The sequence below is a fragment of the Planomicrobium soli genome (assembly GCF_003014655.1).
In the GTDB taxonomy this organism is placed as follows: Bacteria; Bacillota; Bacilli; order Bacillales_A; family Planococcaceae; genus Planococcus; species Planococcus soli_B.
On sequence record NZ_PYAT01000003.1, the window covers coordinates 189,213 to 210,693 of the forward strand.

The window sequence follows — 21,481 nt, forward strand, 5'->3', positions numbered from 1 at the left end:
CTATCGAAATACTAAAATACCTATTCCTCTTTCCAAATAAAAAAAGCGGATCCTAAAATGCGGATCCGCTTTTAATCATGTATTAGATTTCTTTTCCAGGTTCATCTTTCTTGTAAACCGCCTCGACTTTTCCGTCGGTTCCTTCATCAAGCACAAATGAACCATTAGAGTATCGGTCAACCGGCTTCAAGTTATTGACGGCAATCGTCAAACGCACACCTTTCGCTGTCACGAGAAGCACTTCATCTTTCCCGGTCGTGCTGACTACAGCAACAACGCGGTGCGGATTCGATTTTATTTCCCGTAGCATAATGACGCCGCGTTTTGCCCGGCCACCTGTTTCAAATTCCTGAAGCTTCATTTTCTTCGCGGCTCCGCGATGCGTCACTAAAATCAAGTCCTGCTTTTCTTCTGGGTCCAGCATAACAGCCGACACGACAGAATCGCCTTCTTTCAGATTCACGCCTTTTACGCCGCCGGTCCGGAGTCCGGTAATCGGAATTTCTTCCAATGGGAACCGGACACCGTATGCATGGCTGGTTGCCACAAACAATTCTGTCTCATTTGTCATAACACCGGCAAATACCATCTCATCACCATTTTTTAGGTTCATAGTCTTGATGGCACGTGAATAGCGCTGGACGTGATAATCTTTCAGTGCAGAACGCTTCGCTTGTCCGTATTTAGAGACCGTGACAATGCTCGCGTCCGCATCAAAGTTTTCAAACGGATAAACTGCAAGGATGGTTTCGTTCGGCTCAAGCGGCACGATGCTCGACAAATGCTGGCCGAGGTCTTTCCATTTGATGTCAGGCAATTCATTGATTGGCTGATAGACGAAATTCCCTGCTGTCGTGAAGATGAGAACTGTGTGCTGAGTGTTCAAGTTCGCTTCAAAGAGCAGGTGATCCGTTTCTTTCATCGCAAAGTCCTGGCCGTTTGATGCGGCGTGTGAACGGACGCTTGTGCGTTTCACGTACCCTTCTTTTGTTACCGATACGACCACTTCTTCACTCGGAATCATCACTTCACGCGTAATGGTGATTTCCTCGATTTTATCTTCAATGATTGACCGGCGTGGTTCCGCAAACTGTTTGCGGATTCCGGCAAGCTCTTTCTTGATGACGTTTTTCAGTTTAGTGGAGCTGGTCAAAATTCCTGTTAATTCATTGATTAGTTTCCGCAAGCTTTCTTCCTCTTTGCGGAGTTCGGTGATGTCCGTATTCGTCAAGCGATAAAGCTGCAAGGAAACAATCGCTTCCGCCTGCGCTTCCGAAAAACTGAATGAAGAAATCAAGTTGTTCTTGGCATCCCGCTTGTCTTTTGAAGCGCGGATGGTCCGGATCACTTCATCTAGAATCGATAACGCCTTGATCAGACCTTCCACAATATGCATGCGGTCATTGGCTCTTTGTAAATCATATTCGGAACGCTTTGTTATGATCTCTTTTTGGTGCGCAATATAGGCATCAAGCATGGTCGGCAGTGTCATCATGGTCGGCCGGCGTTTGTAGATGGCGACCATATTGAAGTTGTAACTCACTTGAAGATCGGTGTTTTTGTACAGGTAATTCAAAATGCCTTGTGCCTGCACATCCTTTTTCAGCTCAATAACAATGCGCAGTCCTGTCCGGTCGGATTCATCACGTACTTCTGAAATGCCTTCTAGTTTGCGGTCAAAGCGAAGATCGTCCATTTTTTTGATCATGTTCGCTTTGTTTACTTCATAAGGGATTTCCGTGATGACGATTTGCTCTTTGCCGCCCTTAACTGGCTCGATTGCCGCTTTTGAACGGACAATGATCTTGCCTTTTCCTGTTTCATACGCTTTTTTAATGCCGTCGACGCCTTGGATAATCCCGCCAGTCGGGAAATCCGGCCCTTGGATGACGGTCATCAGTTCATCAACGGTAGCTTGCGGATTGTCCATACGCATCAACACTGCATCCAACACTTCATGCAACGCGTGCGGCGGGATGTCCGTCGCATAACCTGCCGATATTCCGGTCGACCCATTGACCAAAAGGTTCGGGAAGCGGGACGGCAATACAGTCGGCTCCATATCGGAATCATCGAAGTTCGGGATGAATTCCACGGTGCGTTTATCGATGTCACGCAGCAATTCAGAAGAAATTGCCGACAACCGTGCTTCCGTATAACGCATTGCAGCCGGCGAATCGCCGTCCATTGAACCGTTGTTGCCGTGCATCTCAATGAGCATATGGCGGACTTTCCAATCCTGGCTCAAACGGACCATCGCCTCGTATACCGAACTATCCCCGTGAGGATGATAGTTGCCGATAACGTTACCGACTGTCTTGGCCGATTTCCGGAAAGCTTTATCGTTCGTATTGCCTTCACGGTACATAGCGTATAAAATTCGGCGCTGAACCGGCTTCAGCCCGTCACGGGCATCAGGCAGCGCCCGATCTTGAATGATGTATTTACTGTAGCGCCCGAACCGATCGCCGATGACTTCCTCTAATGCTAAATCTTGATATCGTTCGGTTGGTGTCATACAAGTTCCTCCTCAGCATGCAACAATTCGTTCTCTAGAATATTGTCGTCATCCTCCAAGCCGAAATCGACGTTGTTTTCGATCCATTTCCGTCTTGGTTCTACTTTATCGCCCATTAGCGTCGTAATTCTGCGCTCTGCGCGAGCCCCGTCTTCGATTGTCACTCGGATTAAAGTCCGTGTTTCGGGGTTCATCGTTGTTTCCCATAATTGATCGGCATTCATCTCGCCAAGTCCCTTATAGCGTTGAAGCATATAGCCTTTGCCGACTTTTTTCGTTGAAGCTTCCAGATCCGCTTCGGTCCAAGCGTACTCGATCACTTCTTTTTTGCCCGCGCCTTTGGAAACTTTATAAAGCGGTGGAAGGGCGATGAACACTTTGCCCGCTTCAATCAATGGTTTCATATACCGGTAGAAGAACGTCAACAGGAGCACTTGGATATGCGCGCCGTCCGTATCGGCATCAGTCATGATGATGATCTTATTGTAGGCGATGTCATCAATCGAAAACTCCGGCGATACCCCGCCGCCAATCGCATGGATGATGGTCGAGATTTCTTCGTTTTTCATGATTTCTTCCAATTTCGCTTTTTCGGTATTCACAACTTTTCCGCGCAGCGGCAAAATCGCCTGGAACGTGCGGTCGCGCCCTTGTTTGGCCGAACCGCCCGCCGAGTCTCCTTCGACTAAATACAATTCGTTCTTCGAGGCGTTGCGGGACTGCGCAGGCGTTAATTTACCTGACAACAGGACATCCGACTTTTTGCGCTTTTTGCCGTTGCGTGCATCTTCCCGCGCTTTCCGCGCAGCGAGCCGCGCCTGAGATGCCCGAATTGCCTTCCGGACAAGCGAGGCACTTAGTTCTGCGTTTTCTTCCATAAAATACATCAGTTTTTGCGAAACCACTGCATCTACAACGCTTCGCGCTTCACTTGTGCCGAGTTTGCTTTTTGTCTGCCCTTCAAACTGCAGCAGCGCTTCCGGGATCCGGACTGAAACAATAGCTGCCAATCCCTCGCGGATATCAGAACCTTCAAGGTTTTTGTCTTTGTCTTTTAATAGATTGATCTTGCGCGCATAGTCATTGAACACGCGTGTCATGGCCGCTTTCGCACCTGTTTCATGCGTGCCGCCGTCCCGTGTGCGTACGTTGTTGACGAACGACAAGATTGTTTCGGAATAGCCGTCATTGAATTGGAACGAAAACTCCACTTCAAGTTCTTCTTGCTTTCCTTCGATATATGCTACCGGATGCAAGACATCTTTTTCTTCATTTAAATAAGCGACAAACGCCTCGATGCCGGTTTCGTAGAAAAATACTTCCTGCTGATCCGTGCGTTTGTCCACCAGTTCAATTTTTAAGCCTTTTAACAGGAACGCCGATTCACGAAGCCGTTCGCTCAATGTGTCATAATTGTATTTGGTTGCCGAAAAAATCGTATTATCCGGCAAGAAATGAATCAACGTGCCAGATTCTTTGGTTGCCCCAATTTCTTCAAGCGTCGTGACTGCCTTGCCGCCTTTTTCAAAACGCTGGCGGTATTTCCGGCCGTCGCGGTGGATCGTCACTTCCAAAAAGCTGGATAACGCATTTACAACGGAGGCCCCTACACCATGTAATCCGCCGCTTGTCTTGTAGCCGCCTTGGCCAAACTTTCCGCCCGCATGAAGCACAGTCAAAATGACTTCCGGCGTCGGTTTGCCGCTGCGGTGCATGCCAGTCGGCATCCCGCGCCCATAGTCGCGTACGCTGATGCTGTTATCTTCATGGATGGTCACACTGATTTTTTCGCCATAACCAGCCAGTGCTTCATCGACAGAATTGTCGACAATTTCGTAGACCAAGTGGTGAAGCCCGCGGGTATCCGTCGAACCGATATACATCCCCGGCCGCTTTCTAACGGCATCTAAGCCCTCAAGTACCTGGATCGCTTCTTCGTTGTATGCCGTATTTTGAATTTTAGCCATCAATTTCCCTCCAACAAACATTTGTTCGTATTTGTTCTATAATCGTATTCCAAAATGCACCTATCTGTCAATAATCATAGAAAAAGAGCGCTAGGCGCCCTTGTTCTAAGAAATGCCTCATTATTTTAAGATGGCGTGTTCCACTTTGATGCACCGGTCCATAATGACAATATAGCCGGCATCTGTCAGCTCATTAAAGACTTCTTCGTCTACCACGTTCAATTGTGTCCAAAACACCGGACATTCTATTTGCACAAACTCTTCGGCGATGCCTTTTAAGAACTCGCTGCGTCTGAAGACGTTGACGATATCCACAGGATGCGGAATGTCGGTCAGCGTAGCGTAACTTTTTTCACCCAGTATAGAGTCCGCCTGCGGATTGACTGGAATGATCCGGTAGCCGGCTTTTTGCATCGCTTCCGAAACCATATGAGACGTCCGGTTCGGATTCGGGCTAAGGCCAATTACGGCTATCGTCTTCGCTTCATCTAAAACTTCCTTGATTTTTTCGCGGCTTGGGTTGTTCATTGCAATCACCTGTCCTTTTCATTCTATCATATTTGAGCCTTCCATGTTTGCCGAAAGGAATTGCTTCTGTTGTTTAACGATTGCCCTTCATGGTAAACTTGAAACATAAATATTAAGGTTTTAAAGGAGTTCAATATGGATATACTGCTTCCCGTAATTATAGCTTACTTGCTCGGCTCGATTCCATCTGCTTTGTGGATTGGAAAGATTTTTTACAAAACGGACATCCGGACGAAAGGAAGCGGAAATTTAGGCGCCACCAATACATTCCGGACACTCGGCGCAAAAGCCGGCATTGTTGTTACGGTGTTGGATATTTTAAAAGGTACGGCAGCTACTCTTTTGCCTATGGCAATGGATACGCCGGTCCACCCGCTTATTCTTGGCCTGATCGCAGTGATCGGCCACATATTTCCCATATTTGCAAAATTCAAAGGCGGAAAAGCCGTGGCGACTTCCGGCGGCATTCTGCTCGGCTATCAGTGGCCCTTGTTTTTAGTGGCGGTTGTGGTCTTGCTGATTGCATTGAAGATCACTAAAATGGTCTCACTGTCTTCTATTATTTTAGCAATTGTCTTCATCATTTACACCACCATTTACGCAATCAACACCGGGGATTATCCGTTTATGATTGTCATCATCATTTTGGCGTCATTCATCATTTACCGTCACCGGGCAAACATTTCCCGGATACGGAACGGCACCGAACCAAAAGTGAAATGGTAACCAAAAGATCGGAAGGGCGTGCGAGTGTGGAAATCATTATCAGCGAAGATGCAATGCAGTGGTTTAAAGAGGAAATGGAAACAACGGCTGGCGAACAAGTTCGGTTTTTCGTCCGCTACGGCGGCTCCAGCAAATTGCAGCCGGGTTTTTCACTCGGAGTGACAAAAGATCAGCCGTTCGAGTCAGGGGTTGAGACAACACATGAAGACATCACCTTCTTTATCGAAAAAAGCGATATCTGGTATTTTGATGACCACAATCTGCATGTGACCGTAAACGATGAATTAAATGAATTAGCGTATGCATATGAAAAAGCGTGAGAAATCTCACGCTTTTTTTATATTGAATTTATTCAGTTGGTCGTTTATGCCTTCAGCGGTCAATATTTGGCTTTGCCGATCCCCAAACAAGTCGAAATGCGGGTAATCCCCCCGCAAATCCATCCATTCCGGCTGCAATCCGTATTGCCGCCCCCACTCACCCAGTTTTTCAAGATTGGAACAGCCGACTTTCGTTACGGTATTGCATCCCGGAAAGCGCTCATCTACCCAGTAATGCGTCAAAAAAGCGATTTCCCCAGCTGCCACCGCCTGTTTCCAGCGCTGCACTTCTTCCCGTTTAACCCCGAACGCCATGGGCATCCTTCTTGATTTCTTCGTATTTCGCGTGCCATTCCGGATGGATTTTGCTGAGCGACACCGGACGGAAGGAATCTTTTTTGACCACAACGTGTTCGGAAGTTGCCTTTGCGGAAACTGTGCCGTCTTCATGCAGGATTTCATAGCCGTACGTCGTTCGCATCCGTCCATGTTCTTCGACCCACGTACGGACAATCGCTTTTTGGCCATAGCGCAATGATGCTTTATATTGAATGGAAATGTCGGTCACAGGCGACAGAAAGCCCTGGTTTTCCATTTCTGCATACGTAAAGCCTACGTCTTCGATCAATTTAGTTCGTCCAAGCTCCAGCCAAATGATGTAATTGGCGTGATAGACAACCCCCATTTGGTCGGTTTCCGCATAGCGGATTTCAATTTCTTTTTCACTTATATACATTTTCCTAATTCACCTCTATGTAAGTATACAAAACATTGGACGATTAATAAAAAATAAAAGGCTGTGCACTGGCAGCCTTTTTATTCTGCTTCAAGCGGACGCTTTCCGAGGGCACAGCCTCAGCCTCTTCCTTTGCTCCTGCGATTATCGCAAACAAGTACTATAAAAATTATTATTTCCCTTTGTCTTGTAGCAAAACAGCGGAGACTCCTGCGGGACAGCGAAGTGCCGAGACCCCACAGTCGCAAAGCGACGAGGAGGCTCGGCGCAAGCCCACAGGAAAGCGTAGCTGTTTTGCAAAATGACATATCAAATAACTTTTTATCTACAGGGTAATAAACAGAAGGTGATGTTTAACAAAAAAAGACTGCCCGCAGGCAGCCTTTTTCCTTTATCTTATGCTTCCACTAATTTTCTGCGAAGTACCATTTGAAGGATACCACCATGGCGGTAGTAGTCAACTTCCACTTCAGAGTCAAAACGTGCTAGTGCTTGGAATTCTGTTACTTTTCCGTCTTCAGCAGTTGCTGTTACTGTCAGGATATCGCGTGGTTTCACGTCGTCCGTTAAGTTGACAGAAATAGTTTCGCGTCCAGTCAAGCCAAGAGAATCAGCGTTTTGTCCGTTAATAAATTGCAACGGAAGAACACCCATCATCACAAGGTTTGAACGGTGGATACGCTCATAGCTTTCTGCGATAACTGTTTTGATGCCAAGAAGGAATGTTCCTTTAGCAGCCCAGTCACGAGAAGAACCCATGCCGTAATCTTTGCCAGCCAGGACAACAAGGCCTGTGCCGCGCTCTTGGTAACGCATAGCTGCATCATAAATCGCCATAGTTTCACCCGTTGGCCAGTAAGTTGTGTAACCGCCAGTTGTTCCTGGTGCTACTTGGTTACGGATACGGATGTTTGCGAACGTTCCGCGCATCATAACTTCATGGTTACCACGGCGAGATCCGTAAGAGTTGAAGTTACGTGGTTCTACGCCTTTTTCACGCAAGTATTTACCGGCTGGTGTATCTTTGCCGATTGCGCCTGCAGGTGAAATGTGGTCCGTCGTGATAGAATCAGCGAATTTCGCAACTACACGCAAGTCTTTAAGTGTTTGAATTGCTTGTGGTTCTGCTGATAGTCCTTGGAAGAACGGCGGGTTTTGGATGTAAGTTGATTCGTCATCAAACGCATAAAGTGAATCATCGTTTGTTTCGATTGCATTCCAAGTTTCGTTTTCGTCAAACACGCGCGCGTATTCTTTACGGAACAATTCAGGTGTAACCGTGCTCTTCACCACTTCGTTCACTTCTTCAGTTGTCGGCCAAATATCGCTCAAGTAAACGTTATTGCCTTCTTTGTCTTGTCCGATCGGATCGTTTTGAAGATCGATATCCACTGTTCCAGCAAGTGCATAAGCAACAACAAGCGGCGGTGAAGCCAAGTAGTTAGCTTTTACAAGTGGATGGATACGCCCTTCAAAGTTACGGTTACCAGAAAGAACTGAAGTTACCAACAAATCGCTGTCTAAAATTGCATCTTCAATTTCAGGAAGCATTGGGCCTGAGTTTCCGATACATGTTGTACAGCCGTAACCTACCAAGTTGAAACGGATTTGCTCAAGGTAATCAAGCAATCCAGCTTGTTGTAGGTAACCCGTAACAACTTTCGAACCTGGAGCTAATGATGTTTTTACGTAAGCCGGTGGCATTAAGCCTTTTTCAACCGCTTTTTTCGCAACAAGTCCAGCACCTAACATTACATATGGGTTAGATGTATTTGTACATGAAGTGATTGCAGCGATACCGATTGCGCCTGTTTTCATTTCGGCAGTAGAGCCGTCTTTGAAATTGACAGTTGCAGTTTTGGTGATTTCCTCTTCGTTCAAAGCGAAACCGTGAGGGCCTTCAGGAGCAGTGACCGCTTTATTGAATTCCGTCTTCATTTGAGACAAAGGAATCAAATCTTGCGGACGCTTAGGACCGGAAAGGTTTGGTTCGATAGTTGAAAGATCAAGTTCAACTGTATCCGTATAAACTGGGTCTTTGTCTGCATCGAAGAACATATCGTTAGCGATCAAATAAGCTTTCACGATTTCGATGTGGTCTTCTTCACGGCCTGTTAAGCGAAGGTAATCCAACGCTTCTTCGTCAACCGGGAAGAAACCGCAAGTAGCGCCATATTCTGGAGCCATGTTCGCAATTGTCGAACGGTCTGCAAGCGGCAATGTCGTAACACCAGCGCCGTAAAATTCAACAAATTTGCCAACTACTCCTTTTTGGCGGAGCACTTGAGTGATTTTAAGCGCCAAATCCGTTGCAGTCGCGCCGTTAGGCAATGCGTTTGTCAATTTAACGCCGACTACTTCTGGAATTGGGAAGAATGAAGGCTGTCCAAGCATACCAGCTTCCGCTTCGATACCGCCGACGCCCCAGCCAAGTACTCCAAGGCCGTTGATCATCGTTGTATGCGAATCGGTTCCAACTAGTGTATCCGGATACGCTTCATAAGAACCGTCTTCATTTTGGATTGCATGGACAACGCTAGCCAAGTACTCAAGGTTAACTTGGTGGACGATTCCTGTTTCAGGCGGAACCGCACGGTAGTTGTCGTATGCTTTTTGAGCCCAGTTCAAGAACTGGTAACGCTCTGCATTGCGTTCAAATTCAAGTTTCGTATTAATTTTAAGTGCTTCATTCGTTCCGTAGCTGTCTACTTGGACCGAGTGGTCAACAACTAAGTCTACTGGAACATCTGGATTGATTTTGTTTGGATCTCCACCCATTTCAGCCATTGCTGAACGAAGGGCAGCCAAATCAACGACTACTGGAACTCCAGTGAAATCTTGAAGGATTACGCGTGAAGGTTTGAACGGAACTTCCGCTTCCTCGTTTGCGTGTTCTCCCCATTTCGCAAGGTCTTCAACGTGCTCGTCTTTAATGACATAACCGTCATGCTGGCGAAGTACAGATTCCAAAAGAACTTTAATGGAATAAGGAAGGCGTGATACTTTCGCGATTCCTGCTTCTTCTAGAGCAGCTAAACGATAATAATTGAATGTTTTGCCATTTAGCTGAAAAGAAGTACGGCTGTTGTGCAAACTGCTTTTTGCCATGATCATGTTCCTCCTTTAAATCTTCTGAAAAGGCTCGTTTAAAGTGTCTTTTCTCCTTTTCTATCATAACGAAAAATAAAGCATAAGTAAATTACATTAAAATTATAGATTGTGATAAGTTTTTTGAATTACTAAGGTGATTCTTACGAAAGTCTCTTTAATGTTTTTTCGAGCTGTTTCAAATGTCTCTTTTCATGGAGGCCGACAAAAGGAAACCATTGCGACAATGGAACTTTGCCAAAAACCGGATGCGGCATTGATTTTTGTTCCAATGTTTCTTTAGATGCACCATCGTAAACGCTGTAAAGAAAAGTCCGAGAGGCCGTTAAACGCTTTTTCATTTCTTCCAGGGCAACAAATTCTTCAGTTGGTATAACGTGTCGCGGCGCATCCACTTTGATCAGGCGGCTAACTGTCAGAGCTATCGGTTTCTTCAAAACTTTTTCATTTTTTTCACTTGCAAGCTGTTTGGAAATATTTTTTGCAATCATAGTTTCCATCAACTGCAAATGGTCGAGAATCTGAATTGGAGACCAAGCATCTTCCGATGGTTTCCGGTTCAGCAGTTCGTCCGGCTTTCCTTCCACCGCATCAAGCACAGCCTGTCTGATTCTGTCATTTTCATTTTTGAACACCTTTAACCACTCTCCCTGGACCTAAAACGCCTTCTTTAATGGCATACCCCATTTTTCTTTTTTAAAAGCTTTCTTTCTGTGAGAACTTTCCATACTATTCTTTTTTATCTTGCTGGTTTTTGTTGGCTTTTCTCTTTTCCTTATGTAAATTATTACTTTTATGATCGTAGACATGATCATAACGATTCTATTAAAAAACCTAAACCTAGCAGGATTCCAGAGGGAAAGTACGTTCTATTCCCCCGAAAAAAATGGTATAATTGATGCAAATCTTTCAGAAAAGGTGATGCTTTATGCCATATGGTTATGAAAAATATCGATTAGATAAAGGCATCAGCCCGAATACGGTAGTCCACGAAGTGCAGCTGATCCGAGCGCTTTTCGCTTATCTTCGTAAAACATACAAAAAATCGGTCGAACCTCATGAAATACGTCCAGCTGATATACAGAAATTTTTGCAGCAGCAGCAGGAAACCGGCATCAAGGACAGTACATTAAACCGGAAACTGAGCTATATCCGCCAGTGGTTTGATTATATGTGGAGAATCGGCCGCGTCCCTGTTGATTTTATGCCGAAATTCGAATACGGGGAGAAACTGGATTTGACACCCGCTGATATCCATTTGGATTACGAGGCGTTACTGGCCAAAAAAACAGCTGTACTTGAAGCCGATGAGCTTTCCTTGACGGCAAAGATTTTTTTCCTTCTTTATATGCGCGGACTTCGCCTTCGGGATATGACGGCCATCGAAGTGGAGAATTTTGAAAATAAGGGGGATGTCCTCTCTCTTCTTGTTGAAAAAAAAGACGGCTTTACTTGCCATCTGGAGTTTACAGGCAATGAAATTCCGGTGCTGCAGGACGGCATCAACCGGGCAATCTTCCGCTGCACGCCATACCTGTTATCGTCCAAAGTCAAAAATGAGTATACGGTTTTCCAGCTTGGCTCTTTGTCGGATTATACCGAAGCTTTGTCTGCTTTTGTCGGCGTTCCTATGCGCTCTGGCGATATCCGTTTCGCTTACGTCCACTATTTGTATTCGGTCGAACACAAAAACCTTGAAGACATCCAGCGCATTCTTGGCGTCAGCCTTGACTCTGCTTCCCGTATCTTGAAAGAGTCACTCACCCGACTAAAAGCGCCAAAAGAATAACAAGAAAAAAACAGCCTGTCCCCTTTCCAGGAGGCAGGCTGTTTTTCACATGAATACGTTGAAATTGATCGCAAAGTTAAAGATGATAAGTGTGTGAAGAATAACAAAAAGCATCCCTTGGCGGTTCAGTTGCTCGACGTTTTCGTATTTCATCATTATCATCTCCTTTCTTTTGATTATACTAAAAAGTTAATAAATTTACAATATTGCAAATACGAATTTGACCTTTTTTCACACCTGATTCTGTCTCTATTTTTCTATAAACAAACTCAAAAAAACTTTTTTAAATATAATTTTTCGTCTCTTTTTTATCCCTTGCAGCCTTGCCATACTTAGGTTTTCGTCCATTTCTGTACAACAGGCTTTAAACAAAAGTCCTACTAAATTTCAGTTTCGATGTTTCAAAAAATACAAATGGGGATATATCTAGAGTGTAGCACTTATAACTTTACTAAAAGGAGATGGATTACATGGGCTTTATTCTTTACTTAATCGTAGGCGGTATCATCGGATGGTTGGCCGGCTTAATCCTTGGAAAAGACATTCCAGGCGGCATCATCGGTAACATCATTGCAGGTATCATTGGTGCTTGGCTTGGTGGCGAGTTACTAGGAAACTGGGGACCTTCATTAGCAGGTATTCCTATTATTCCAGCTTTGATCGGTGCTTTAGTTCTTGTTTTCGTCTTGAGCTTAATTCTTGGTTCAATGCGCAAAGGCAGAAGAAGAGCATAATAAAAAAGAGGGCCATATGGCCCTCTTTTTTATTTGGTCTCAAACTGTTCTTCGTATAAATGATAATAATGCAAAACATCTTTAACATAACTGTCGCTATGGTTGTATTGGAATATAGCTCTTTCCAAGTCACCGTCCGCCGCTCCATTATGCGAAAGATAGTTGGCGGCGCTATAAAGCGCATCTGTCAGGTTATACGGATCGGCCTTGCCGTCTCCATTGCCATCAACCCCATATCCGCCGTAAGCGGCAATCGTAGCCGGATCGGTTTTCTCTTCTTTCGGAATTTCGCCTTTTCCTAGACCTGAACAGCTTGGATAGGTCCACCCGACAAAAGTGCAAGGCATAAATTGCATATGCCCTTCTGCCCCGACAGGAGACAACAGCGGATCCATGGTAGAGAACTTCGTTTCAATGCGATGATGGGCAGCCAGCAAAGTCCATGGAATCCCGTATTCTTCCGCCGCTTCTTTATAGAGCGGAATATATTCTGCCGGCACTTCCATTTCAAACAGGCCTTTTGGCGCCTCTTTTATCTTGTTAAGAAATTCAGGCGGCTGTATTACATAGAACGCCGCAATCAACACTGTCGCCAATACAAGTAAAGCAGGAAGCAAGAAAAGCGCGAAAAACACACGCCCCCATCTGATTCGTTTGGTGTACTTCTTTTTCTTCATCTCTTCCACACCTATTAACTCATTTTTCACTATTCTACCATATCAACTCCAACTTTTCTGCTTCTATCTCAAGAAAGCAGTTTTTAAAAATCTTAAACTGAATACTGCCGGTATATGGAGGGGTTTTATTAGCAGGCCATAAACTGTAAACTGAAGGATAAGGAGGTGGACAACTTTGTGGCAGGACTTTAAATCTTTTGCGATTAAAGGCAACGTAATAGACTTGGCGGTAGCGGTAGTGATTGGAACCGCTTTTGGAAAAATTGTTTCTTCCCTGGTCGAAGATTTGATCATGCCTTCAGTCGGCATTTTACTCGGCGGTTTCAGTGTCGCAGAACTGGCTTATTCTTTCGGGGATGCAGAACTCCGGTACGGGGCATTTTTGCAATCGGTCATCGATTTTTTCATCATTTCATTTTCTATTTTTCTGGCAATCCGGTTGTTCTCGAAATTCCAGTTCAAGTCGGAGGCCATGGAAGAAACCCCTTTGCCGGTTCTTGATACAAAAGAACAGCTGCTCACTGAAATACGCGATCTGCTGGCAAAAGAAAAAACCGGTCAATGACCGATTTTTTCTTTTTTGTTGAGAAACTCTTTTACTCCATTGAAATGGATAGCACTCTCGCTATTCCGCCAAACAGCTCCGCTTGCCTCGGGCTCGCGCCGAACTAACTCGGGATTATCGCCCGAGTGGATTTCGGCACTTCGCTGTCCCGATGGCGTCTCCGCTGTTTTGCTCCATAGCTATAGGTGCATAGATAAAAAAGAAAAAAGCAGCAAGCCCCTGCTCTTTTAAGTCTTCTTCCATTTCTTTACTTGCTAAGTGACTCTCCAGTTTGAATGAAGCGGAGGCCGGCGAAAAACCTTGTGCTCCTGCATCGCTTCGCTAGCTTCGTCGCAAAGACTTGGCCTCACTGCCGTCGGCCAATGTCTTTCCAGCGGGAAAGCGAGCGGGTTGAAACCCTGGAGGCGCGAAAGCGCTGAAGCGGCTCAACGCTCGCCCGCGGAACGCGTCCGGCTGGAGCGTAATGAACGGCTAGCCAACTTTCTCGACAGGCTGAGAAAAAAACCGGTCAATGACCGGTTTTTACTGTTCCGCTATCAATTTTTCCAGTTCGGCGATAATGTCGTCTGTCGGTACGTTCTGGTAACCATCGTAATTCGCCCGGACCACGCCTTTTTTATCGACCAAATAAAATGTTGTTCCATGGACCACCTGGTTGCTGCTTGGGTCGTCTTTGATAAAAGTATTAAAATTATCTTTTGCAAATTGTGTGATTTCCCCTTGCCCGTAACCCGTCAATAAATTCCATTTGGATTCGTCCGGCACTGAAAAATTCGCTAAGTACTCCTGCATTTTTTCCGGCGTATCCGCTTTTGGGTCAACGCTGAAAGCAACAATCTTGTAGTCTTCTATCCCCTGCTTCACCAATTGTTCCTGAATGCCCGCCATATTGAACGTCATCGGCGGACAGACCGTCTCGCAATTCGTGAAAACAAATGTTGCAAGCCAAGGTGTCCCTTCTAAACTGTCCGAAGAAATAGTTTCTCCTCTATGGTTTGTATATGAAAAGTCCTCGATACTTGAACTGCCGCACGCTGAAAGGATCAAAACCAGCCCCAGCACCATTGCCGCTAACTTTCGTTCCATGCTGTCGCCTCCACTCTTTCGTAGCCTTAATATTATCGAAACTGGCGGTTGAACACAACATGGAAAAGGCTGTCTTTGTCACAAAACTGTGAAGCTAAATCTTAAATTTTCATCGCTACTAACGCTTCGTGAATGGCCACAAGCTTCGTTTCGACCCGGTGCATCAAATAAAACGACACGAACATCGGGAATCCCACTTCCTGGACCAAACGCATCCATTCATCCATCCTTTCACCTCCCTCCTATCAAAAAAAGCTCTCCTTATTCAGGAGAGCCCGCATTTTTACAGTTTGTACTCAACAACATTGCGTTCAATGATGCGTGCGCCTTTTGCGTGAGCAAAAGCGGATCCTTCCACTTCAAAAATGTTGTGGGTGACGATCGATTGCATGCCAGCCAACAGATCAGGTGCCGTAATGCCTTCCCGCGGTTCTTCGACAGATAAAGTGACCGCTTTTCCAGCAGTTGTTTCAAAAATCAGTTCCAGTGTTTTTGCCATTCGTTATGCCCCCTCAGATTGTCATTAGCCATAAATCGTTTCGTCTTTTTGTTTCTCCAAAAACATTAACGGTTTTGTTCCGAAACCGCCAAGAACTCGGGCCACTTCAAAAATCGCATCTGCTCCAGCTGCTTCTGTTACGTTTTGATACACTTTCACTTTCTTTTTCGGTTTGCCGTTCTCATCCAAGCCATTGTCGAATGTCAGGCGAATGTTTGCGCTTTTAAAATCGCTGTTTGCCATGCTGATCACCTCCTTTCATTCGCTATATAGACACAAATGAAAAAAAGGGATACCTTTTTAATGAATTTATTTTAAAATGCTTTTATAATAGAAGTAAGGCAAAAACGAGGTGAAACAACGTGCAATTAGATGGTTGGTTTTTATGGTTTATCCTGTTTTGGGTAGTAGCGCTTGTCGGGTCGTTTGCAATTGGCGGATATTTTATGTTCAGGAAGTTCTTGAAATCAATGCCGAAAAAAGACGGGCTTTCCGATTTGAATTGGGAAGAATACTACGTAGACAAAACCATTCACTTATGGGGCGACGAACAAAAAGCATTATTGAACGAATTGGTCCAGCCGGTTCCGGACTTGTTCCGCCCGGTGGCTAAACAAAAAATCGCTGGTAAAATCGGACAGATTGTTTTAAAAGAAAAAGCGAAAAATCTGCAGCACGAACACATTATTCGCGGCTATATCCAGGCAACGCCTAAACGTGACCACAAGTTCCTTCGCAAGAAATTAAACGAACTTCAAATTGATGTTGCGCCATACGAACATTATTTTGAAAAGTAAAAGCGCCGTCCCTCAACTCGGGACAGCGCTTTTTGTTTTATCAGCCAGTTTTTTATATTGGATGTACATGGCAATTCGCCATGGAACGATCATACCGAATGCCAGTATCCAAAACATGCCGCCAAGTTCTCCGATATCAACTGAAGTACTCAGGACGGCTTTTCCGACCAGCCGGACAACCAGCAAGCCGATCAGAATAAAAACAAACGCTTTGGATTGCTTTAAATAAATGTCCCCATCCCGAATCTCGAATTTTGATGTCCAGATCAGGACGGTCGAAAAAATCATCCCAACGACGAGCGCTTCAAAAATCTGCATCGGATGAACGCGGAAAAAAGGAAAAATAAACATCAGTGCGCCGGTCGACATAAATAGTGGCGGCAACACGATTTTTTTTACAGAAGCCGGTTTTTTAGCGGACTTTGTACGCATGACCATCACAAATATCCCCATGAACACTGCTCCGATTGACGTCACAACCAGCAATAATTCTGGCGGGATCATCTCAAACATTTGATTCTTCCTCCAATCTATCCAACTTCCGCCGCAATTCCTCAATCGGAACAAAGCGCGCAAATCGGTGGATTTCTTTTCCTTGCCGGAACAAGAGAACGACCGGTGCAGTAAATAAAAGCAGGCTACCGGCAAGTTCCGGCAAGCGAGCCGCATTCATCGAGTAGAACGGCAGACTATAGTCTTTTTCAAAACGCTCTACTTGCGGGCGAAGCCCTTCACATACCGAGCAATGGTCGGTTTTGACAAACAGCAGAAAAGATTCCTGCTGCCCTATTTTTTCATTGTAAACCTGTACAGAATCAATGCCCTTCATAATTCCACCTGCTTTTTAACTATTAGAACCCTTGGAAATCACCAAATAACGGGCTGAGGATCCGGATCAAATAAGTCATGCCGTTAAAAAACAGCAACACGCCGACAGCAATCATAACATAGCCGCCCGCATTCATGATTGTTTTATTGTGCTTGCGCAGCCAGCCCATTCGGGTGACAAAAAACGACAAGACAAAAAACGGAATTGCAAATCCGAGCACGTATGCGAGCATGTACCAAACACCGGAACCTGGATTGGTCGCAGCCAGCGCATAAATCGCTGCAGTGATTGGACCGGTGCAAGGTGTCCAGCCTGCTGCGAATGCCAAGCCGATAACAAATGTCCCTAAAAAACCTGTCGGCCGGTTTTTAAACGAAAACTTCCGGTCCTGCATCAAAAATTTCGGTGAGAAAACGCCGACAATCATCAGTCCAAAGAAAACGATGAAAATGGCCCCAATTTGCCGGATCAAGTCATCGTAACGCAGGAACCATTCGTAAAAGAAAGAAGTACTGAAGCCGAGTGCGATGAAAATGGTTGAGAATCCAAGCAAGAAAAAGAGCGTATGGAACATGCCCCTTTTTTGCATGACCCCTTTATCGTTTTTAAGTTCGTCTATTGTCATGCCGGTAATGTAAGATAAAAATGCGGGGTACAGCGGCAACGTACAAGGTGAGATAAAGCTCAAAAACCCTGCGCCAAACGCCAAAAATAAATTGATATCAGTTGCCACGATTGTCACTCCTTCTATATGCTCCTCCTATCTTACCAAAAACACCGTCCAAACACTGCCCTTTAGTTTGTGAAATCTTTATGACAGCTTGATTTAGCGTATTGCTTCTTTTTGGTGTCGGTTTTTATTGATAGTTCCCTTATGTAAATAAATACATTTATAGACTGAAAAACATATATTTTGCTTGTTTATGCCTTATGCACGTTTAAGCAAATTTCTGCACGCTTAAAAATTTTTATGCACACTCAGAGAATTTTACGCACGTTCACAGCATTTTATGCACGCTCAGGCGATTGCCATAGAAAAAGGACGGCCGCAGCCGTCCCTTTTTACTCTACTATGCCGTTTTGCAGCAAATACATCTTATGGTAAAGCCCGCGCTTCGACAGCAATTGCTGATGCGTGCCCCGTTCGACGATTTCACCATGGTGCAGCACTATAATCAGTTCCGCGTCCTGGATCGTGCTCAGCCGGTGAGCGATTGCGATGGTCGTGCGCCCACGCCGCATTTTTTCCAAACTCGTCTGGATCGCCACCTCTGTTTCGGTGTCGATGTTTGCGGTCGCTTCGTCAAGCACCAGGATTTTCGGGTCCGTCGCCATTGTCCGCGCGAACGCAACAAGCTGACGCTGGCCACTCGAAAATGTCGAACCGCGCTCAGTGACCGCCTGGCTGTATGCATCCGGCAACTGTTCGATAAATCGGTCGGCTTGTACGAATTCAGCCGCTAAACGGACGTCCTGGTCGGTCATGCTCCGATTATGCAGGCGGATGTTGCTGTCAATCGTCCCATAAAACAAGAATGGATCCTGTAGAACAAGCCCCATTTTGGAGCGCAGCTCATTCGAACTGTAACTCTTCACTGATTTTCCGTCGATCAAAATGTCGCCCTCTGTGAATTCATAAAACCGCATGAGCAGATTGATGATGGAACTTTTTCCGCTTCCGGTATGGCCGACCAGCGCTACTGTCTGGCCCGGTTCTGCTGTGAACGAAATGTTCTTCAGCACGTCGGTTTTTCCATCATAAGAGAACGTTACATCCCGAAATTCTATTTTACCGGAAGAAATCGTACCAAGTTTGTTTTCTTGCCGCGGCGCCAGATCTTCTTCGTCAAGCAGCGCGAATACACGCGATGCAGCAACAATTGCCTGCTGGAATATTGACAGCCGCTGCATCACTTGGCCAATCGGTTCAAAAAACCGGTCGACATATGTGACAAACGCATAGATGACGCCGACTTCCACCGTATTGGAAAAGGACATGACACCGAAATAACTGAGCAGCATGATCAATGCGATTGCATAAACGATATCGATTGCCGGCCGCAGCAACAAGCCGTCAAGTTTGATATTGCGCCGTCCAGCCGCCCAATGCTTGTCATTGATTTCATTGAACTCGTCCTGCAGCCGCTTTTCCTGGCCAAAAGCCTGAATCATCCCCATCCCTTGAATGGATTCCGATAGTTTGGCGTTCAATTGGCCAAGCCGCTCGCGCAGATCCTGGTAGAAAACCGAACTGTATTTTCGGTAGAAATACATGATGCCGAACAAGAGCGGCAACAATACCAGTGTCATGAGCGCCAATTGGACGTTCAAAAAGAACATCGCGATATAGACGCCGACAATCAAGAACGCACTTTGGATAAATCCGATCAATACACTGACGAACATTTCCTTGATGGCTTCAGTATCGTTTGTTACGCGTGATACCATACTGCCGGCAGGAGTTTTGTCGAAATAGCGCATTCCGAGATTCTGCACTTTCGTGAATACATCAATACGCAGCTGCTGGATGATTTTCAGTGCAGCTTCCTGGAATTTCAGCAGCTGGAAATAGCTGATGATCACATTGCTCACTTGAATAAACAAATAACCTAGCGCTAGGCCGATTACAGGCCCTTGCGGAAATGTGCCGGGCGTCAAATAATCGTCGATGAACGTTTTGATGATCAGCGGACCAAGAACATCCCCAAGGACCGTCAAGGCAAGAAGCCCAAGAGCCAAAAACACCATTTTCTTATGCGGCACCAAATAGTGCAGCAACCGTTTGAACACAAGCCACTGGGCTTTTCCTGTCAGTATTTTCTGTTCTTCCATCACGCTTCGCCTCCTTGCTCGACGAGCGCTTCGAGCTGCTGCAGTTGATACATCTCGTAATAACGCCCTTTTCTCTCCAATAATGCTTCATGTGTTCCGATTTCTGCTACTGTCCCTTCGTGCATGACCAAGATTTGGTGGGCGTGCTGGATGGCGCTCAAACGGTGCGACGTGATGATCGTCGTTTCACCGGTCCTGGTTTTTTTCATGGACTCCAAGATAGCTTCTTCTGTTTTGGCGTCGACTGCCGATAAAGAGTCATCCAATATGAGCAGTTCAGGCTCCATCATGAGCGCACGCGCAATGGAAATCCGCTGTTTCTGGCCGCCTGACAGCGACACGCCGCGTTCACCGACCACCGTATTGTAGCCGTCAGTAAAATTCAGGATGTCGTCATGGATATGGGCAAGTTTAGCCGCTTGAACCACTTCTTCCATTGTCGCATTCGGCTTGGCAAACGCGATATTGCCTGCCACGGTAGTCGAAAACAGGAAATGGTCCTGCGGCACATAGCCGATCGCTTCCCGCAGCCGCTGTTTCTTGTAGTCTTGTATCGGCACATTCCCGAAGGCAATTTCACCTTCATAGTGGTCGAATTCCCGCAGCATAAGCCGCAAGATGGCTGATTTGCCGGATCCGGTCTTGCCAGCAATGCCGAGCGTTTCACCGCGTTTCAGCATAAAGTAGACATCACGCAGCGCAGCCCTCTCGTCTTCAGGAAATTGGAATTTCTCGATGGATACGACGATGTCGCCTTCCGGACGCTTGTCGATGGCGTCTTCCCGGTCATCAATATCCACCGGCTGAGCCAGCAGCGAACGAATCCGGTCATAAGACGCGCGTCCGCGTTCAACGATGTTGAAAAGCCAGCCAAAAGCGAGCATCGGCCAGACCAACAAACCAAGGTACGCAGTAAATGCGACCAAATCACCGATGGTCATCTCGCCTCTTGTAACAAAATACGAGCCAAAGCCGATCGTCAAAAAGTAGCAGACCCCGATAATGGCGGAAATTGTCGGGTCAAACAAGGAATCGACACGGGCAACCCTGATATTCTCTTCAACCACTTTGCCGGACAAACGTTCAAAATCGTCGATATCTTCCTGTTCCTGGCCAAATGTCTTGATGACTTTCATGCCGGAAATGCTTTCCTGCGTTTTGTCGTTCAGGCTTGAGAATGACTCCTGGGCCTTATGGAAGCGCTCGTGCAGGAGCTTCCCGTAATAATTGGTCAGATAAGCCATCAGCGGCATTGGCAGCAAGACGATCAGCGTCAGTTTCCAGTTGATGGTAAAGGCCATTGCAGCAATAACAAAGCCGCCGGTCGCAAACGAGTCGACCAATGTCAGTACACCCGGACCCGCTGTTTGCTGCACCGCCTGCAAGTCGTTTGTGGCGTGCGCCATCAAATCGCCGACCCGGCGTTTCTGATAGAAAGCCGGGGACATCCGCGTCAAATGGTCGAATAACTGCTTGCGCAGATTGCGCGCCAGCAGGACGGACGAGCCGAAAATCATCTGCCGCCAAGCATAGCGGAGCACGTACATCAAGACAGCGGCAGCGGCCAGGATGCCGAGCCATTTCATCAAAAAAGCAGGGGTCAATGATCCGCGGCTGATTTCATCAACAACAAAACCGATGATCCGTGGAGGCAATACACCTAGAAAAGCTACTACTAACAGCATCAATACGCCGATGGAGTACTGCTTCTTCCGCTCCTTAAAAAACCAATCCAATTCCAAAAATACGCGCATAGATCTGTTCCCCTTG

General features: G+C 46.0%; 24 protein-coding genes. 6 read left to right on the forward strand and 18 right to left on the reverse strand.

The annotated features are described in order from the left end of the window. Positions 1–82 precede the first annotated feature (82 nt). The 3 genes from parC to B0H99_RS05190 all read right to left on the reverse strand — a co-directional run bounded on the left by parC (position 83) and on the right by B0H99_RS05190 (position 5,019). Positions 83–2,518, reverse strand: coding sequence for a DNA topoisomerase IV subunit A (gene parC / locus B0H99_RS05180; RefSeq protein WP_106532576.1), 2,436 nt, complete (start codon positions 2,516–2,518; stop codon positions 83–85). Continuing rightward, the gene (parE, locus tag B0H99_RS05185; RefSeq protein ID WP_106532577.1) at positions 2,515–4,485 is read right to left on the reverse strand and encodes a DNA topoisomerase IV subunit B; all 1,971 of its coding nucleotides are present in this window, start codon (positions 4,483–4,485) and stop codon (positions 2,515–2,517) included. The genes parC and parE overlap by 4 nt, the downstream gene beginning before the upstream one ends. A 120-nt stretch (positions 4,486–4,605) precedes the next feature. Further along, on the reverse strand, positions 4,606–5,019 hold the full coding sequence (locus B0H99_RS05190) for a CoA-binding protein (RefSeq protein WP_181313585.1): 414 nt from the start codon (positions 5,017–5,019) through the stop codon (positions 4,606–4,608). 129 nt (positions 5,020–5,148) lie between these two features. On the opposite strand from B0H99_RS05190, the gene plsY reads away from it, so the two are divergent. Together plsY and B0H99_RS05200 are read left to right on the forward strand one after the other, a co-directional pair. Further along, positions 5,149–5,739, forward strand: coding sequence for a glycerol-3-phosphate 1-O-acyltransferase PlsY (gene plsY / locus B0H99_RS05195; RefSeq protein WP_106532579.1), 591 nt, complete (start codon positions 5,149–5,151; stop codon positions 5,737–5,739). A gap of 26 nt (positions 5,740–5,765) precedes the next feature. Beyond that, a complete protein-coding gene (locus B0H99_RS05200) occupies positions 5,766–6,059 on the forward strand; it encodes a HesB/YadR/YfhF family protein (RefSeq protein WP_106532580.1) in 294 nt (97 codons plus the stop codon). A 6-nt stretch (positions 6,060–6,065) separates the two neighbouring features. Here B0H99_RS05200 and B0H99_RS05205 read toward each other — a convergent pair whose 3' ends face one another. From B0H99_RS05205 to B0H99_RS05220, 4 genes are all read right to left on the reverse strand, one after another. Further along, positions 6,066–6,374: a hypothetical protein gene (locus tag B0H99_RS05205; protein WP_106532581.1), complete on the reverse strand. Its 309-nt coding sequence runs from the start codon at positions 6,372–6,374 to the stop codon at positions 6,066–6,068. Continuing rightward, positions 6,358–6,795 (reverse strand): acyl-CoA thioesterase, encoded by a 438-nt coding sequence (locus tag B0H99_RS05210; RefSeq protein WP_106532582.1) that lies wholly within the window; start codon positions 6,793–6,795, stop codon positions 6,358–6,360. Before B0H99_RS05210 ends, B0H99_RS05205 begins: the two co-directional genes overlap by 17 nt. Positions 6,796–7,191: 396 nt before the next feature. Next, entirely contained in the window at positions 7,192–9,903 is a 2,712-nt protein-coding gene (acnA, locus tag B0H99_RS05215; RefSeq protein ID WP_106532583.1) for an aconitate hydratase AcnA, read from the reverse strand. Positions 9,904–10,046: 143 nt separating this feature from the next. After that, a complete protein-coding gene (locus B0H99_RS05220) occupies positions 10,047–10,538 on the reverse strand; it encodes a DinB family protein (protein WP_106532584.1) in 492 nt (163 codons plus the stop codon). A gap of 293 nt (positions 10,539–10,831) precedes the next feature. Between B0H99_RS05220 and B0H99_RS05225 the strand changes: the two genes are divergently transcribed. Further along, the gene (locus tag B0H99_RS05225) at positions 10,832–11,692 is read left to right on the forward strand and encodes a site-specific integrase (protein ID WP_106532585.1); all 861 of its coding nucleotides are present in this window, start codon (positions 10,832–10,834) and stop codon (positions 11,690–11,692) included. A 470-nt stretch (positions 11,693–12,162) separates the two neighbouring features. Further along, positions 12,163–12,426 (forward strand): GlsB/YeaQ/YmgE family stress response membrane protein, encoded by a 264-nt coding sequence (locus tag B0H99_RS05230; protein WP_106532586.1) that lies wholly within the window; start codon positions 12,163–12,165, stop codon positions 12,424–12,426. Between the two features lie 29 nt (positions 12,427–12,455). Here B0H99_RS05230 and B0H99_RS05235 read toward each other — a convergent pair whose 3' ends face one another. Further along, positions 12,456–13,103, reverse strand: coding sequence for a lytic transglycosylase domain-containing protein (locus B0H99_RS05235; RefSeq protein ID WP_106532587.1), 648 nt, complete (start codon positions 13,101–13,103; stop codon positions 12,456–12,458). A 175-nt stretch (positions 13,104–13,278) separates the two neighbouring features. Between B0H99_RS05235 and mscL the strand changes: the two genes are divergently transcribed. Continuing rightward, positions 13,279–13,668, forward strand: coding sequence for a large conductance mechanosensitive channel protein MscL (gene mscL, locus B0H99_RS05240; RefSeq protein ID WP_106532588.1), 390 nt, complete (start codon positions 13,279–13,281; stop codon positions 13,666–13,668). A gap of 114 nt (positions 13,669–13,782) precedes the next feature. Here mscL and B0H99_RS18130 read toward each other — a convergent pair whose 3' ends face one another. The 5 genes from B0H99_RS18130 to B0H99_RS05260 all read right to left on the reverse strand — a co-directional run bounded on the left by B0H99_RS18130 (position 13,783) and on the right by B0H99_RS05260 (position 15,496). Continuing rightward, complete coding sequence (locus tag B0H99_RS18130; RefSeq protein ID WP_281258861.1) at positions 13,783–13,911, reverse strand: hypothetical protein; 129 nt, start codon at positions 13,909–13,911, stop codon at positions 13,783–13,785. 279 nt (positions 13,912–14,190) lie between these two features. Then, positions 14,191–14,754, reverse strand: a complete 564-nt coding sequence (locus B0H99_RS05245; protein ID WP_106532589.1) for an SCO family protein — start codon at positions 14,752–14,754, stop codon at positions 14,191–14,193. A gap of 101 nt (positions 14,755–14,855) precedes the next feature. After that, complete coding sequence (locus B0H99_RS05250; RefSeq protein WP_106532590.1) at positions 14,856–14,981, reverse strand: YvrJ family protein; 126 nt, start codon at positions 14,979–14,981, stop codon at positions 14,856–14,858. A 56-nt stretch (positions 14,982–15,037) separates the two neighbouring features. Further along, positions 15,038–15,253 carry a DUF2922 domain-containing protein gene (locus B0H99_RS05255; RefSeq protein ID WP_106532591.1) on the reverse strand — a complete coding sequence of 72 codons (216 nt, stop codon included), beginning with the start codon at positions 15,251–15,253 and terminating at the stop codon, positions 15,038–15,040. Between the two features lie 24 nt (positions 15,254–15,277). After that, on the reverse strand, positions 15,278–15,496 hold the full coding sequence (locus B0H99_RS05260) for a DUF1659 domain-containing protein (RefSeq protein WP_106532592.1): 219 nt from the start codon (positions 15,494–15,496) through the stop codon (positions 15,278–15,280). Positions 15,497–15,615: 119 nt separating this feature from the next. Here B0H99_RS05260 and B0H99_RS05265 point away from each other — a divergent pair, with 119 nt between their 5' ends. Next, complete coding sequence (locus B0H99_RS05265) at positions 15,616–16,050, forward strand: DUF2621 domain-containing protein (RefSeq protein WP_106532593.1); 435 nt, start codon at positions 15,616–15,618, stop codon at positions 16,048–16,050. A 12-nt stretch (positions 16,051–16,062) separates the two neighbouring features. Here the strand turns inward: B0H99_RS05265 and B0H99_RS05270 are convergent, their stop codons facing one another. The 5 genes from B0H99_RS05270 to B0H99_RS05290 form a co-directional block, all read right to left on the reverse strand. Further along, on the reverse strand, positions 16,063–16,563 hold the full coding sequence (locus B0H99_RS05270) for a CcdC family protein (protein WP_106532594.1): 501 nt from the start codon (positions 16,561–16,563) through the stop codon (positions 16,063–16,065). Next, positions 16,556–16,879, reverse strand: a complete 324-nt coding sequence (locus B0H99_RS05275) for a thioredoxin family protein (RefSeq protein ID WP_106532595.1) — start codon at positions 16,877–16,879, stop codon at positions 16,556–16,558. The genes B0H99_RS05270 and B0H99_RS05275 overlap by 8 nt, the downstream gene beginning before the upstream one ends. A 22-nt stretch (positions 16,880–16,901) precedes the next feature. After that, on the reverse strand, positions 16,902–17,612 hold the full coding sequence (locus tag B0H99_RS05280; RefSeq protein ID WP_106532596.1) for a cytochrome c biogenesis CcdA family protein: 711 nt from the start codon (positions 17,610–17,612) through the stop codon (positions 16,902–16,904). Positions 17,613–17,941: 329 nt separating this feature from the next. Beyond that, the gene (locus B0H99_RS05285; protein WP_106532597.1) at positions 17,942–19,711 is read right to left on the reverse strand and encodes an ABC transporter ATP-binding protein; all 1,770 of its coding nucleotides are present in this window, start codon (positions 19,709–19,711) and stop codon (positions 17,942–17,944) included. Next, positions 19,711–21,465: an ABC transporter transmembrane domain-containing protein gene (locus tag B0H99_RS05290; RefSeq protein WP_106532598.1), complete on the reverse strand. Its 1,755-nt coding sequence runs from the start codon at positions 21,463–21,465 to the stop codon at positions 19,711–19,713. The genes B0H99_RS05285 and B0H99_RS05290 overlap by 1 nt, the downstream gene beginning before the upstream one ends. Positions 21,466–21,481 lie beyond the last annotated feature (16 nt).